General features: G+C 45.7%; 15 protein-coding genes. All 15 read left to right on the forward strand.

Going from position 1 to position 16016, the window contains the following annotated elements:
• Positions 1-88 precede the first annotated feature (88 nt).
• The 15 genes from MH117_RS17730 to MH117_RS17800 all read left to right on the forward strand — a co-directional run bounded on the left by MH117_RS17730 (position 89) and on the right by MH117_RS17800 (position 16004).
• A complete protein-coding gene (locus tag MH117_RS17730) occupies positions 89-1108 on the forward strand; it encodes an ABC transporter ATP-binding protein (RefSeq protein WP_239330783.1) in 1020 nt (339 codons plus the stop codon).
• On the forward strand, positions 1105-2106 hold the full coding sequence (locus MH117_RS17735) for an ABC transporter ATP-binding protein (RefSeq protein ID WP_239330786.1): 1002 nt from the start codon (positions 1105-1107) through the stop codon (positions 2104-2106). Before MH117_RS17730 ends, MH117_RS17735 begins: the two co-directional genes overlap by 4 nt.
• Before the next feature lie 26 nt (positions 2107-2132).
• The gene (locus MH117_RS17740; RefSeq protein ID WP_239330789.1) at positions 2133-3083 is read left to right on the forward strand and encodes an ABC transporter permease; all 951 of its coding nucleotides are present in this window, start codon (positions 2133-2135) and stop codon (positions 3081-3083) included.
• Positions 3084-3096: 13 nt separating this feature from the next.
• A complete protein-coding gene (locus tag MH117_RS17745) occupies positions 3097-4026 on the forward strand; it encodes an ABC transporter permease (protein ID WP_239330792.1) in 930 nt (309 codons plus the stop codon).
• 58 nt (positions 4027-4084) lie between these two features.
• Positions 4085-5731, forward strand: a complete 1647-nt coding sequence (locus MH117_RS17750) for an ABC transporter substrate-binding protein (protein ID WP_239330795.1) — start codon at positions 4085-4087, stop codon at positions 5729-5731.
• Positions 5732-5793: 62 nt separating this feature from the next.
• Positions 5794-5967: a lysine biosynthesis protein LysW gene (locus MH117_RS17755; RefSeq protein WP_239330798.1), complete on the forward strand. Its 174-nt coding sequence runs from the start codon at positions 5794-5796 to the stop codon at positions 5965-5967.
• Between the two features lie 9 nt (positions 5968-5976).
• Positions 5977-6870, forward strand: coding sequence for a RimK family alpha-L-glutamate ligase (locus MH117_RS17760; RefSeq protein ID WP_239330801.1), 894 nt, complete (start codon positions 5977-5979; stop codon positions 6868-6870).
• A 24-nt stretch (positions 6871-6894) separates the two neighbouring features.
• The gene (locus MH117_RS17765; protein WP_239330804.1) at positions 6895-7554 is read left to right on the forward strand and encodes a degT/DnrJ/EryC1/StrS aminotransferase; all 660 of its coding nucleotides are present in this window, start codon (positions 6895-6897) and stop codon (positions 7552-7554) included.
• Positions 7554-8876, forward strand: coding sequence for a DegT/DnrJ/EryC1/StrS aminotransferase family protein (locus tag MH117_RS17770; RefSeq protein ID WP_239330807.1), 1323 nt, complete (start codon positions 7554-7556; stop codon positions 8874-8876). The genes MH117_RS17765 and MH117_RS17770 overlap by 1 nt, the downstream gene beginning before the upstream one ends.
• Complete coding sequence (gene argC / locus MH117_RS17775) at positions 8873-9925, forward strand: N-acetyl-gamma-glutamyl-phosphate reductase (protein ID WP_239330810.1); 1053 nt, start codon at positions 8873-8875, stop codon at positions 9923-9925. Before MH117_RS17770 ends, argC begins: the two co-directional genes overlap by 4 nt.
• Entirely contained in the window at positions 9925-11769 is a 1845-nt protein-coding gene (locus MH117_RS17780; protein WP_239330813.1) for a M20/M25/M40 family metallo-hydrolase, read from the forward strand. Before argC ends, MH117_RS17780 begins: the two co-directional genes overlap by 1 nt.
• Positions 11770-12591, forward strand: coding sequence for a 1-deoxy-D-xylulose-5-phosphate synthase N-terminal domain-containing protein (locus tag MH117_RS17785; RefSeq protein WP_239330816.1), 822 nt, complete (start codon positions 11770-11772; stop codon positions 12589-12591).
• Complete coding sequence (locus MH117_RS17790) at positions 12570-13523, forward strand: transketolase family protein (protein WP_239330820.1); 954 nt, start codon at positions 12570-12572, stop codon at positions 13521-13523. The genes MH117_RS17785 and MH117_RS17790 overlap by 22 nt, the downstream gene beginning before the upstream one ends.
• Positions 13513-14745 carry an MFS transporter gene (locus MH117_RS17795; protein WP_239330822.1) on the forward strand — a complete coding sequence of 411 codons (1233 nt, stop codon included), beginning with the start codon at positions 13513-13515 and terminating at the stop codon, positions 14743-14745. Before MH117_RS17790 ends, MH117_RS17795 begins: the two co-directional genes overlap by 11 nt.
• Positions 14742-16004 carry an ATP-grasp domain-containing protein gene (locus MH117_RS17800; protein WP_239330823.1) on the forward strand — a complete coding sequence of 421 codons (1263 nt, stop codon included), beginning with the start codon at positions 14742-14744 and terminating at the stop codon, positions 16002-16004. The genes MH117_RS17795 and MH117_RS17800 overlap by 4 nt, the downstream gene beginning before the upstream one ends.
• Positions 16005-16016 lie beyond the last annotated feature (12 nt).

A 16016-nucleotide genomic window follows, 5' to 3' on the forward strand; every position in this document is an offset into this window, starting at 1 on the left:
CTGAATGAAATTAATACCACTATTCATATGTGAAAAATAAGTATTGAACTGATATAAAAATAGTTCTTATAAAAGCGAGGTGAAGCGAATGGGAAAGCTGCTGGAGATTGATCGATTACAGATCGCCTTTCGAACCGACCAAGGAGATATCATTTCCGTCGATGAAGCCAGTTTTGACCTTGCATCGGGGGAGACCGTTGCCATTGTAGGCGAGTCAGGCTGCGGAAAGAGTGTAACCTCATTATCCATTATCGGGTTGCTTGGCAAGAGCGGTTATGTTTGTCAAGGCGAGATTCGGTTTAATGATTGCTCGCTTACGAAGGCCTCATCAGCGGAATTGCGTAAACTACGAGGCAATGAAATCTCGATGATCTTTCAAGACTCGATGACTTCGTTGAATCCAGTCATCCCGATTGGGGAGCAAATTGAAGAGCCCATTCGCTTACATCTGAACCTGTCCCGTCAACAAGCAAGAGCGGTTGCTGTAGATATGTTAAGAAAGGTGGGCATTGCAAGACCAGAAGCAATCAGCAAGGAATATCCCCATGCGTTGTCAGGCGGGATGAGGCAGCGAGTCATGATTGCTATTGCATTAGTATGCAAGCCTAAGCTGCTTATTGCAGATGAACCGACAACAGCACTTGATGTGACGATCCAGGCACAAATACTCCAGCTTATGAAGCAATTACAAACAAACAATGGCACGTCAATCTTGCTTGTTACACATGATTTAGGTGTCGTGGCAGAGATGGCAGACAAAGTAGTCGTAATGTACGCAGGACAGGTGGTGGAAACAGCGGATGTGTTCACGTTGTTCCGAGCACCACAACATCCCTATACGCAAGGATTGATGCGATCGATCCCGCACCTCAATCGTGACAGCAGCAAGCGGATGCATGCAATCCCGGGTACTGTCCCTTCGCCGCAGCATATGCCAACAGGTTGTCGGTATCATCCTCGCTGTCGCTATGCTGTTGGTCGATGTCGACAAGAACAACCGACCGTGCAAAGTGTCGGCGGGGAGCATCTGGTGAGATGCTGGCTGCCTAGTGAGACGGAAAACACATGGGTTCCATTGGAGGGGCATTTAAGCGGGGGAACCTTATGACTTTACAAGCGGAAATAATTAGCCGACAAACCAAAAAAGCACTGCTGCGCGTGGAGCATTTAAAAACATACTATCCTTTGCGAAACGGCCTATTTTCACGTGCCACTGGTCATATCAAAGCTGTAGATGATGTTAACCTGACGCTGTACAAAGGCGAGACCCTAGGCTTAGTTGGGGAATCGGGCTGTGGCAAGTCAACGATTGGACGCTCTATTATGCGTTTGGAGCAGCCTTATTCGGGTCGTATTTTGTTTGATGGCGAGGACATTACGCACTTCCCCGTCCAAAGATTGAAGCATGTGCGGACGCGTATGCAAATGATCTTTCAAGATCCTTTTGTTTCGCTAAATCCACGAATTCGGATTTGTGATGCCCTCGCGGAGCCATTAATGGTTCACAAGCGGGTAAGACGCAGTGAGGCACAGCGTGAAGTAGCGGCTTTACTTCAGACGGTTGGCTTGCCTCGCTCGACTAACAACCGCTATCCGCATGAATTGTCGGGAGGACAACGACAACGCATCGTCATTGCTAGAGCGATTGCGCTTCGGCCGAAGCTAATCGTATGCGATGAACCCGTGTCGGCACTTGACGTTTCTATCCAGGCGCAGATTATGAACCTGCTGCAGGATTTACAGGAGGAACTGAAATTCACATACTTATTTATCACCCATGGTATGGGTGCAGTAAAGCAGATGAGTACCAGAATTGCTGTGATGTACCTAGGGAAAATTGTAGAGTTGGCCCCAACACAGCATTTGTTTCGTCAGCCGAAGCACCCCTACACACAACTGCTCTTGCATGCTATCCCATCGCCAGATCCGACTCTTAGAAAACCAAACAATCAAATCCTTCTTGGTGATGTTCCAAGTTCGATCGATCCACCCTCAGGCTGTCGATTTCATACGCGCTGTCCTTATGCACAAACACAATGCCGGACTGTCGAACCTGCTCTTACAGATGGCGATCATGCTGTCGCCTGCCATTACCCATTAGAATAAGGCGAAGCTTGAAGGGGGAAGTGATGATGGGGCGGTATATCATACGCAGGCTATTGATTTCGATACCTGTCTTTTTTGGGATCACCATCTTAAGTTTCCTGATTATGAACATGGCGCCTGGTAATCCTGTTGACATGTTGATTAATCCTAATATTCCAAAAGAAATGCTGGATTTAAAAAAAGAACTTCTTGGCTTAAATGATCCATTATATGTTCAGTATGTCAAATGGTTGAGCGGATTGTTAAAAGGGGAACTTGGTTATTCCTTTAGCAGCTTTGCCTCTGTCTCACAGTTGATCGGCGAGCGAATCGGGCCTACCTTGCTGCTGGCTTCATCCTCCCTAATGATAGGTGTTGTAATTGCCATCCCTATAGGAGTAATTAGCGCAGTTAAACAAAATTCTAACCTTGATTATCTATTGACGGGTTTATCATTTCTCGGCATATCTATTCCCCCCTTTTTTTTCGGACTAGGCTTGATTTATATCGTAGGAATTCAATTAAACTGGCTGCCAACAGGGGGGATGACAACGCTTGGAGGCACAGGAGGGATCGGTGACATCCTCGCTCATTTGATACTTCCTGTTATGGTTCTGGGGGTTACGATCGCTGGAAAAAAGGTGCGTTATGTACGCGCGAGCATGCTGGAAGTACTCCAGCAGGACTATTTACGGACTGCCCGTGCAAAGGGAATAAATGAGTTTATGGTAACGAATAAGCATGCGCTTCGTAATGCGCTCATCCCGATTATTACAATAGTAGGTACTGAGATACCCCTGCTGCTCGGTGGAAGTATTATCATTGAACAAATCTTTCAATGGCCAGGTATCGGACAGTTGACGATGGAAGCACTCTTATCCCGGGATTACCCAACATTAATGGGATTAAATATCGTGGCAGCATGTATCGTACTCACCACCAATTTGTTAACGGATATCCTGTATGCGCTAGTTGATCCGCGTATGAAGTACAGCTGAGGGGAGGGAGAAAATGTCCGTAACGAAGTTGTCGAAACTGTCATGGCGAAAAGAGGTCCCTGCCTCCGATATGAACGAGTCAAGTGAACAAGCCGATTATGTGGTTGAGAAGTATGTCAGCCAAATTAAACGCAAGTTCTTCAAGCACAAAATGGGGGTATGGGGCTGTATCATAACTTTGCTGCTGCTTAGTGTCGGGTTGCTTGCCCCGTGGTTGGCCCCATACCAACCGAATGAAGTTACAGCATCTTTCTCTGCTCCTCCTTCGCTCACAAACTGGTTAGGTACCGATCAAGTTGGGCGAGACGTATTAAGTCGGCTCATTTACGGCATGAGGATATCCCTGCTAATTGGCTTCTTCACGGTCATCATATACGTCATATTTGGTTCTTTAATCGGGATGCTGGCAGGATACTTTGGCGGCTGGCTCGATACGCTAATTATGCGTATTACGGATATCTTCTTAAGCTTCCCTTATATGCTGGTCGTGTTGGTCATCGTGAGCGTATTAGGTGCTGATGTGTTTACGATTATACTCGTACTTGCTCTTTTCAAGTGGCCTACCCTTGCCATGCTCGTCCGCAGTAGTGTCATGTCCATCAAGCAGACGGATTATGTTCGAGCAAGTATTACGTTAGGTTATAGTACGCCGCGCATCTTGTTTAGGCATATTTTGCCGAATGCGGCAGCTCCTATTATCGTAAATGCTACCTTCGGGATTGCCGGTACCATTCTCAGCGAGGCGGGTCTTAGCTTTCTTGGCATGGGTATTAAGTCCCCACAGGCAAGTTTGGGCAACATGCTGCATGATGCCCAATCCTTGACGGTTTTAACGGAACAACCTTGGTTGTGGGTGCCCGCAGGCGTTGTCATCTTAATGATAGTGCTCTCTTTTAACTTTGTAGGGGATGGCCTGCGTGATGCGCTTGATGCAAAAGCTTAACTAACTTCCTAAGCTTTCATTTAGCAACATTAAGTCATTACAAACTGGGGGCGAAACAATGAGAAAAAGCGTTTGGTTACAGCCATTTATCTTGTTAATGATCCTGCTGCTGTTACTATCTGCATGCAGTAAGTCAGAGTCAGCAGATGTTGGAGCACAAAATAAAACCTCAAATGATCGAGCTAGCGAAACAATCGTCAAAAAAACAATCACAATTGGCATTGTCAACGCTCCAGTTACTTTAAATCAGATCAATACACAAGACAATTCGGCCTCGCTCGCCCCGATCAGCTTATTAAACGATTCTTTGTTGGATGTCACGGATACAGCACAATTTATTCCGAAGTTGGCGGAATCTATAAAGACAAAGGATAAACAGACCTACAGGATTACGCTCAAACCCAATGCCAAATGGAATGATGGTACTCCATTTACGACTGCTGACGTTGCATTCACCTTAAAGCTTGCGCTTAACCCGAAAGTGGATACCTCATTTAAGCTGTCATTTATAGAAGGATTGAATGAGATTGGTAAATTAGAAGAAAAGACAGCAGACATTTCCGGACTTAAAATAATCGATTCTTCTACCTTCGAAATTAAAGCCAAAACACCGATCGACCCGCTTGTGTTTAATGAACGTTTTGGTGTAAAGGTCAACTATCTGCCTGCTCATATTCTAAAGAACGTTGACCCTGAGCAGCTATCCACACATGAATATTTCCAGAAACCGACGGTAACGATTGGCCCTTATCGATTCACTAGTTATCAGAAAGGACAATATGTGGAGCTCTCCAAAAATGAAAATTACTACCTTGACGCCCCAAAGATTGACAGAATCTTTATAAAAGTGCTTCCGGCGCCGAATCTTGTAGCGCAGCTTCAAACCGGAGAAATTCAGATGAACTCTTTACCTGTGGGACTAGTCCCGATCACCGAATATGACAAAGTAAAAAGCTTTGAGAACGTTAATGTAACTTCGGCACCAGCCTCTGAACCTGCTGAGTTGTTCTTTAATACAGAAAAGCTGCCTGATAAGAAGGTGCGTCAAGCCATCGCGTATGCGTTGAATCGACCGCTTATCGTCAATCAGCTCTTAAAAGGTCAAGCTGAAATTATTGACGGTGGAATTCCAAGCTCTCACCCTTACTTTAACAAAAGCATTAAGCCCTATGATTTTAACCCTGAAAAAGCAAAACAATTGCTGCAAGAGACGGGGTGGGATTTCAAGCGCACCCTGACATTCTTAATACCCGTAGGCAATAAGGTTCGTGAACAGGCAGCAGACATAGTAGTGCAAAATCTAGAAGCAATAGGGCTGAACATAGACGTCCAAAAGTTTGATTTCCCTACACTAATCGACAAGGTTGAGAAAGGCGAACATGATATTACCATCTTTACAAGAGATTATTATATCGAGCCCAGCCTTTATTTTACAACTTATAGAAGTAAAGACCCTGACAGTGTCATTCGTTATCATCATCCACTAGTCGATGAGCTGATTCAAAAAGGCGAGCAAGAAATCGACGAAACGAAGCGTCATGAGATTTACAATCGATTACAAGAAGTATTACATGATGAAGTCCCAACGTTAGCTGTTTATTCAGAGAAACGATTACAGGTAGTTTCCAAAGCTGTGCTTACAGGTAAACCTTTAAATCTAGGTACGTTTAACCAGGTCAATCAGTGGGATGTAGTAACAAAGTAGGTTATAAGGGATTATTCCGTTATAATAAACCGTTTTAAACAAATCAATGGAGGTGTTAGGAAATGGCAGATTTAAGCTGTCTCGTATGTAAGTCGGAAATTGAAGTAGAAGAACGCGCAACTACAGGTGAGATCGTGGAATGTGAATCTTGCGGTCAAGAGCACGAGGTTCAAGTGGAAGCCAATCTTGTCACGATAGCTCTTGCTCCGGAGATTGAAGAAACTTGGGGAGAGTAGGAAATTAACATGGATCAAAGCAGTGCTGTTTTATTATGTGTGACAAAGCTGAGAGAGGAAGAACAACGTATTATGGCTCATCTTGGCAATCTTGGTATTCGCGTACAAGTTAATCTGGATTCCATGGAGTTACCTTTAGCAGGTTCTGATGCACACTCATTTGGACTTGCGCTCATTCGTTGTCTTTCTCAGAAAAGTGCGATGAATCGATCCCGCCTGCTTGAGTTAGCTGGTATGGAAACCATAAATTCAACCCACGCAATCACCATTTGCACCAATAAGATCCATCAAGCCATCGTGTTTGAGAAATTTGGGGTTCCCCAGCCTCATTTTAAAATAATCTTTACTCCTGCAAAGCTGTTTGATGCTTTGCAAGAGTACGGAGACCTCTGTGTCATTAAACCTGCAACCTCATCATGGGGGAGAGGAATTGCAAGAATTACAGGCAAAGATTGCTTAGAGGGATGGATAGCGGCGCGTGAATCCGTAGATCCTGGTCATCAATCCTTTCCCGTCTTAGTACAGGAATATGTGGAGAAGGGGGATTATGACATCCGTGTTGTCATAGTCGGCCGAACACCGATTGTCGCATTCCGTCGGGTCTCCACTGAAAACTGGAAGACAAATACGCATCTCGGTGCAGATATTGAACTGCTTACGATTAACGACGAGATCCTTGCTATTTGTGAACGATTAGTCGAAGTGTTAGGCGAGGGCATATACGGTGCAGATTTGTTTTTTGATTATAAACATTTGCGTTATGTTGTCTGTGAAGTGAATCAGAACCCTGAATTTTCAAAATCGTGGAAAGTCCATGGGGTGGATGTGGCTTATCATATTGCACATTATGTAAGTGAGGTACTAGGTCGGGAAAACAGGGTAAACTGCACTATTAATTCATAGTATTCAGGGAGGTATAATTGTTAAATGGGTGAAACATTAATGAAGTTAAAGACCGTCATTCAAAAAGAACATTACTTTCCCTTATCTTTTGTATTATCGAGAGTGCTGAATTCAGGCGTTATTATGAGTATAGAGAAGAATGATCATGAATTAAAAGGATTGGAGAAAATCATTGCCAAGCTGACAGGAACTGCCTATGTATCTTTGTTTAACAGCTATACAGGGGCGATTCACGGTGCATTGTGGGGGCAGGACATTGTTTACCAATCCACTGTAAGGTTGGAGCAGCCAAGTAAACAGGAACAAAAGTTCTTGCGTTGGCTAGGTATCAGTCTCGTATCAGATCCGCAGACAGAGCAGGCATATACTTCAATTGCGCTGACGTGGGAAAATCTAAATCAATTAAATCCATCCATCTTCGCTGTGAGCGGTCTTGCCCCTGTTCTTGTGCTCGATTTTACTCCATTAGGATTCGGTCCTGCTGCTGCAATTGCTATAAATGACGAGAACATATGGAAAAAGGCAGAGCGGTTAAAAATCTTCGGTGCCTTTGATCTGCAAACGATGTGGACGCAGGAAGAAAGTGAACCAGAGCTGCAACCAGCAGCTCAATTCAACTACAGGCTCAGCCCGCTCGTAGCAGCATGCGTGAAAATAGCGTTATTAAGGAGGCATCCATCCTAATGAAGACCGATTTTATTCGTAAACCGCTCAAGCTGCCATCAGACGATTCGGTTCGAGAACCATTGGCTTATGGGGGCGGACCAGCGGTAATCCCTGAAGACGTGCGTCGGACCAATTTTCCGATTATTACGAAAGAAGACGTGATTCAAATGCTAGTCTCGATCCAGCAAGACGGTGATCAGGTCGTGGATGAATTTAAGGAGGCGTATCGCCATTACGTTGGAGCTAATTATGCGATAGCCACAGCAAGCGGCACATCAAGCTTGCACCTCGCACTTGTTGGCGTCGGGGTTCAGCCTGGTGATGAGGTTATTGTCCCGGCGTTCACCTTTATTGCAACGGCGCAGGCGGTTGTAGCTGCCAAGGCGATCCCTATCTTCGTAGATATAGACCCGATCACATACTGCTTAGATCCTGTGCAAGCAGAGCAGGCCATTACGAAGAAGACCAAAGCGATTATGCCTGTACATGTGCATGGTCTGCCAGCTGATATGTCCGCATTAAGACGGCTGACAGACAAGTACTCGCTCCGTCTTGTTGAAGACGCCTCCCATGCGCATTCGGCTTCCATCCATGAACAAGTGGCAGGCTCGATTGGTGATGGCGCAGGTCAAAGCTTAATGGCGGACAAAAATTTCCCTGTAGGTGGAGAAGGCGGCATCGCTTTCTTTAAAGAGAAGGAAGACTATGAACGTGCCCTTCATTTTCTTGATTCATCGGGCATCGACTACCGCATGTCCTGGATCGCTGCGGCCTTTGGCTTGAGTCAATTGGATCGCCTTCCGTATTATGATGCCATTCGAGCACGGAATGCGGCGTATTTGACAAATGCGCTAGCAGAGACAAAGCTGTTTAGCGGACCGCTCGTGCCTGATGGATATAAGCACAGTTATAACATGTATCGTGTGAAATTATCACCGGAACGTCTCGGATTAGCAGACCTTGAAGATTACCGTGTAAAAGATGCGGTTCAGCAGCTTATAAATGCAGAAGGCGTTTATGCGAGAGAGTGGCAAAATGTGCCGATTCCGGGGCATCTCCCCTTTAAAAATCGTAAAGGCTTTGGAGCGGGATATCCTTTCACCTTATCGGATCGTAAAGACTTTGGGTATGATCTAGTTCGTTTTCCCGTCACATTAAACATGCTGCGCAACAGCTTGACGATATGTCGAGAATTAAGGACACCGATCGAGTATGAGCGAATACAAGCCTACGCGTTGGCATTTAAGAAGATTGATGCGAATCCGCATATCATTCGCGAACTAGTGGAGCGGGGCGATAACCTTAAAGTGTTGTATGAAAGGGACGCCAGATTAGGATGAACATAACCGACAACCGAAAAATACGAGCAGCCATTTTAGGTGGCAGCGGGTTCACAGGCGCTGAACTGTATCGATTGCTGCGCAGGCATCCCCAATTTGACATTGATTTTGTATCCTCTGAATCCAAAGCGGGCCAATCGGTCGACAAGTACTACATCAGTTCGATTCATAAAAAGCAGATAAGCCCGCTTAAATTCAGTAAAATGGCCGAGCTGCACGGCCATTACGATGCAATCTTTTCGTGTTTGCCTACAGGGGCTTTGCCTAAAGTGATCCAACATGTTGCGGAGCATACCGATTACATTTTTAATGTCAGCGGTGATTATCGCTTAGCCGATTCTGATCAATTGCAGCAACATTATCCCGAAACGCTAAAGTACAATTTTAAGGGCGGCTGGCATTATTTTATCCCAGAATTCAGTAAGATTGATCTTACGAAGAAGATCGTCAATCTACCTGGTTGTATGGCGGTGGCCGCGCTGTACACGCTCTATCCACTCGTTGCGCACGATCTCATTGATCCACGTGTCATAACGGATGCGAAGACAGGTTCAAGCGGCGGCGGCAAATCAACTACTGAGCATCATGCAGAGCGCGCTCATAATTTTAGGGCCTACAAGGTTCATGGCCACCGTCATAAGCCGGAGGTTGAGCACGCGCTAGACTACCATCTTCACCATACAGTAGCGTTGCAATTTTCAGTCTATAGTCTGGACTTGCCCCGTGGAATTATGGCCACTACCTATTCTTTGCTAAAGGAGGGGGTAAGCGCCGTCGATGTAAAGAAAGCTTTCTACAGCACGTATGCATCGAAGCCCTTTCTCCATTATTTCAATTCGGGCAGCGGTTCTCCTATGATAAAGACTGTAGTAGGTACAAATTATGCCGAGATTGGTGCATATGTAGAAGGGCAAAACTGTGTGTCCATCGCCACTATTGACAATCTAATAAAAGGTGCCGCAGGTCAGGCGATTCAGGCGGCTAATCTCTATTTTGGCTTTGACGAGGAGACAGGCCTGCGATTTGAAGGTGAAGGAGCGTGGCCTTAATGAGCAGCCAAAGTCTGTATGTAATCAAGCTGGGCAGCAGTACGATTGTCCATCACCCTGAAATTTTTGAGGAAATCAATCGCATCGTAAAGCGAGGGCATCAGGTTCTGCTTGTGGCAGGCGGTGCAGAAGCTATTCGACTCAAATATGAATCAATATCGCGTCCAATGCCTTTTCTTACTTTGCCATCTGGTGATGAAGCGAGGTACTGTGCTCCTGATGAAATGCCTATTATCCGTGCAGCTTATCATGAGAATATTTTATCGATCATTGATAAGCAGTTAAAAAGTTATGGTCTATCTGTATACGCCCAGCTTGGTGGCGATCATAGTCTCATCTCGGGCCAGAAGGCCAAACCAATTAAGGCCATTAAGGATGAACGAACTGTTATTATCCGAGATTCTTTATTCGGACAATTCACAGGCAGTCACACGTCATTTTTGCGGTCAGCTTTAACGGCTTTTGATGTGGTGTGTCTGACTCCACCGATCTTTGATCCTACATTAGATACGTATATTAATATCGATGCCGATATACTGGCAGCTCATTTAGCGATTGAACTGGAAGCCCATCATTTACGCTTTGTTACCGGTACTTCTGGTTTGCTGCTAGATATTCGTGATCCATCGTCCACGATTTCGGATATCTATACAGATGATGAATTAAGCTTTGTTCAAGGGCGCATGAAGCAGAAGGTACGTGCTGCGCAGCTGGCAATTCTTGAGGGAGCTTGTGATGTCTTCATTTCAGGCCCGCATACGCTGCTAGGCAGCAAGACGTGGTTCTGGAACGTTAGCAGGGAGCTGGGAGCGCTTGATCTGCTAAACAAAGTTGCACGAATTCCTTCTGTTTCCCAGGATGAGCACGAACTCGCCAATTATTTGTTGGATGAGATCAAGCTTCCCTCCGTGTCTGGGACTATAGATGAAGCAGGCAATATCGTATTCAGAAAAGGGAGCGGTCCGCACACGCTGCTTCTGCTGGGCCACATCGATACAGTGCCTCATGTGTGGCCGGTTCGTACGGATACAAACGGAATTACAGGCAGAGGTGTCGTAGATGCTAAAGGCAGCTTCGTTAATTTTATTCATATGCTGCAAGAAGTTGATGTACCGGAGCATGGCTCATTACTGGTCATAGGAGCTGTCGAAGAAGAGATATCGTCTTCCAAAGGTGCTTACTTCATTCGTGATCATTATTCCGCAGATGCGGTTATTATTGGGGAACCTAGCGGAGAACACAATCTGACACTCGGTTACTACGGTTTGTTTAAGCTGCGGATTACCATTCATCGGGCGCAGGAGCATACTGCAGCCAAAGATAGCATTAGTGTAATTGACGAATTGTATCATGTAGCGGGAGAAATCCGCCAGCGAGTTCGCGATATCGATTCCCAATCGTTATCATCGCTGATTGATATTAAACATCAACAGGCAAGAGGATTTCTCACGGTAACAAGCATTTTGAATTTCAGGGTGTCGCAAGCGGCGGGTAAAGATTATGCAGAAAAGCTTGATTTAACATTTGGCAAAGAAGTGACGATTGAGGTATTACGTGCGACACCCGGCTACGCTAACGCACGCTCGGGTTCACTTGTAAAAGCCTTTGTACGCAGCTTTTCCAAGCAAGGAAAATCAATACATTATATTAAGAAACGTGGAACAAGCGATATGAACACACTGGCAACCACTTGGAGCACGGTTCCTATGGTGGCCTATGGCCCTGGCGATTCAAGTTTGGATCATACCAATGATGAGTACTTACACTACAGAGAAGCAGCAGCGACCAGAGTAATATTAAAAGACGCAGTAACCGAATGGTTTCGGTTGCGACTGGAGGAGTAGATGAGGGATATGATACCTACCCAGCAGTCTGAGCGTCGTGAGCAGACAAATGAGATTTCTTTGCTTCTCGAAAGAGCAAGGGAAGCAAGGGAATTAATTATCGATATGGCAGCTGCGGCTACAGGCTGTCATATCGGTGGAAGTTTGTCTGCTATTGATCTATTGATTGGCGCGTATGCGAAGTATGGGCAAGATCCGGATACTGCCATTATTCTGAGCAAAGGGCATGCTGCTGCGGCATTATACGCTGCACTTCATGTGAATGGAATCGTGCAAGATAATCCAGCGGAGAGCTACGGCCAGGAAGGGTCACTATTTACCGGTCATCCGAATCACAAATTGCCTGGCATCCCTTTTGCCACTGGAAGTCTGGGCCATGGAATTCCTTATGCGGCAGGCTGGGCACTGGCACAGAAGATGAAACAAACGAATGGATTAGGGATTGTGATCGGCGGGGATGGTGAACTGCAAGAAGGACTCTGCTGGGAAACGGCTCAGATCGTGCAAGCACAAGCAGTGCGTAATTTTATTTATATTATCGATTGTAATGGTGGGCAAAATGACGGGTATGTTCATGACATATCTCCGATCCGCAATCTGCGGCAGCGTTTTGAAGCGTTTGGATTTGTAGTCAGAGAAATCGACGGCCATCATTTTGAACAAATTCTTGCAGCAATAGAACCTGATTCAGAGAGACCTGTTGCTGTTCTCGCCAATACGATAAAAGGCAAAGGTGTAGCAGCAATAGAAGGCAATCCCGAAGCTCATTATGTAAAGATATCGGAAAAGTTGGCATATAGATGGAAGGTGAGTCTCGCATGACAATGTCGGGCAGGGATTCTTACAAAGCTGAGCTGGCTCAGCTAGCTGTTCTTAACGACCGGATAGTGTGTATTGAGGCAGATCTGGGCGGCAAAAATCATCCCTTTCAACAACAGCATCCTGAGCGCTTTTTTAACTTTGGAATTGCGGAGATGGCAGGAATAGATATGGCAGCTGGACTTGCAGAAGCTGGATATGTCCCGTTTTTCTCCACGTTTGCCTCTTTCGCCGCCCTGCGTGCAGCTGAAAGCATCAAACTTGCATTGGGCTACATGGGCAAAAATGTGAAAGTAGTCGCGGCATATGGTGGTGTATCCGGGGGATGGTTTGGCACGACGCATCATGCTCTGGAGGACATTGCTATCCTCCAATCGTTGCAGCAGGTTCGAATTGCTTGTCCACATGGGGAACAGGAGACCAGAACAGTGATTCAAGAGGCAGCAGCCTCGACAGAGCCGTATTACATCCGACTTTCTAGAAATGACACTTTTGACAGTATGAAGCGACAAGCGGACACAGACTGCAGGGAGATCATTGTCGAAGGGGGTGAAGCTGTCGATCAATCCCCATTATGTATCGTTTCGGTGGGGGAGCAAGCAACGGAATTATGCAAGCAGATTGTTCAACAAAATCCTGCTATCGTTCATGCGCATTTATGTTACATCGATATTCAAAGTATTAAATCCTATATTGAAGAATTAAGTGCTTTGTCCAAACGTCTGCTTGTAGTAGAGGAGCATCGCGCAACCGGAAGTACAGCATCGTACCTTGCCTTATTGCTGCCAAGGCATGAGATTTATTCACATCACTGTGGTGAACATTGGCCGATTTATGGAGGTTCACATACCGATGTGCTGAACTATTTAGGATTTGGACTGGAACCGCTGCAACAACAAATTTGGGATATCGTAGGTGGTGCAGGTGGTCTTTAGCGTACTAAAACCCAAAAACTTCCGTCATTACTTTATCGCGGACATCGTTTCCGGGTTCGGGGTAGGGATGAGTACGATTGGTGCCAACTGGTATCTAATGGATAAGACCGGGTCTATCGGCTCAATCGGCTTTATGTTGTCCCTTAACGTAATTGCAGGTTTTCTGATCTCGGCATTTGCAGGTTCATTCATTGATAAATGGAATCGCAAGACGATTATTTTATGGGCAAACATCGTACGTGCCGCAGCATTGCTGTTAATAACTGCTGCTTTTGTATGGACGGGGTTCCGCATTGAGTATTTGTATGCCTTTGCGATTGTTAATGGCATGGGTTGGGCTCTGTACATGTCAGCTTCACGAAGTCTAGTGCAAGAGATTGTCCCTGAGAAGGATCTGATACATGGCAACTCCTTAATTGAGATCAGTCTGCAAGTAGGCATGTTTATGGCGGGTGCCCTGTCAGGCGTATTATACAAATATGTGGGCTTCGAAGTCATACTGCTGCTGAATGCGCTGGCTTTTATCATAAGCAGCTTGTTTCTCAGGAGGATTCAATATGCGCCACTCCCACTAGAACAGGAGACGGACTCCTTTTATCAAACGTTCAAAGACGGCATTCGTTATCTAATAGAGCGTCCTTATATTTTCTTATTAGGGGTTGTATCGATTGTCCCGCTTGTATCCACCATGGTATATAATGTCGTCCTGCCGGGTTACGTGAGTACTGCTGTGCAAGGAGACTCGGTTGTATTTGGACTGGCGGATATGAGCTATGGAATCGGTGGGTTGTTGTCGGGGTTTATAGCTGCCCCATTGGCCAAAAGAATATCTCGTCATGGCACAATCTTACTGTTTTTCCTTGTATCTGTACTCAACTTACTCGCCATTGCCGTAAACTCTACAATTTTGATCTTATATCTAGGCAGCGTGTTAGTTGGGCTAACGAACTCTTCCTTACGTATCCTAGTGACAACGTCCTTGATGGAGTCTGTCTCAAAGTCCTACATGGGGCGAGCGACTTCGGTCTGGATGGCCATATCCTTGCTTTTGCAAACCGTCTCGGCGACAGGCCTTGGGATAGTGATTGATCGCTATTCCCCAGGAGTGGGGTTTATGTGTATGAGTGGGCTGATGTTGATCGGACTTATCGTATATTATGTGCTAAGCAGCAAAGCAGCGCATAAGCAGTCAGTAACAGTAAAGGGAGGCCAACACTTATGACAACAAGCAAAACAGTAGCTTTTGTTGAACCGAGCTTCTATGGTGTTAGTTTTGTGAAAGCTGCTTTTGAGCAGGGACATAGAGTGATTTCAATCGTATCTTCGCCTAATAATCCACAGAAATATGGGTATGAAGGTATTTATCACGATCTTATTGTGGCTGACATTAGGGATGAGGAATCGCTCTATCAGGCGATTGTTCAATCTCCATATGCCGATCAACTGGATGCACTGATTCCAGCTACGGATTACGCTTCCCATTTGACGGCTAAAGTGGCTGAACGCCTTGGACTCAAGGGGGTTCCCTTTGAGGCAGCATTAAAATCTAGAAATAAAGATTTGGCGCGGGAAGCCTATGCGGAGCATCGTGTTCCTAGTGCGGCTTTTAGGAAGGTGAGAACCTTCGAGGAGGCGGCTGCCGCAGCAGCTGATATTGGGTACCCCATCGTATTAAAGCCCACTAATTGTGCAAGCAGTCAGCATGTATACTTTATTAGCAGTGTTAATGAATTACAAGCAGCTATGGATGTTATTGTCGAATTTAAAGTATCCTATATGGATTTTAAAGTTCGTGAGGAGTATTTGGTTGAACAATATCTAGAAGGTCCCGAATTCAGCGTAGAGTTGTTCGTTAGTGAGGGTGTACCGCTGTTTTCAGTCGTTACCGAGAAAACAACTTCACCTTTACCCTATTTTGTTGAGGTTCTCCATACGCTTCCTACTTCGGTACATACAGATCGTGAGGACGAGATCGTGCACACGGCTGTTAAGGCGCTAAGAGCGATTGGAATTACGAATGGGCCCAGCCATGTCGAAGTAAAGCTTACAAGTGACGGAGCACGAATCATTGAGGTAAATGGTCGGCCGGGAGGCGATAATATTTCTTCAGACTTGTTAGTGCAGGCATTAGGCGTAGACATCTTCGAAGCAACAGTTAACTTTTATTTGGATAACCCGATTGCGATTCAGAGGAAGCATGAGCGGGCGGCGGCGATTGCTTATGTGACCGCAGAGCGTGAGGGGATTTTTGCAAATTTAAAGGGGCTCGAAAGTTGGAGCCAGCACCCTAGCGTTGTCCGGTATCAAATTAGTGTATCCCCAGGTGAAATCATTTCGCCAGCTAAGAGCTCAGATGATCGCTTAGGTTACGTTATTACCGTTGGTGATACGCCACAAGAGGCTAAAGAACTGGCTCTATCGCTCGTGAACAGTTTGCAAATCGTTTATCAGCAGCAGGACGCAGGGATAGCCAAGGTGTAGGCAGGAACTTCA

The sequence above is a fragment of the Paenibacillus sp. ACRRX genome, from assembly GCF_022346885.1.
Taxonomy (GTDB): Bacteria; Bacillota; Bacilli; order Paenibacillales; family Paenibacillaceae; genus Paenibacillus_B.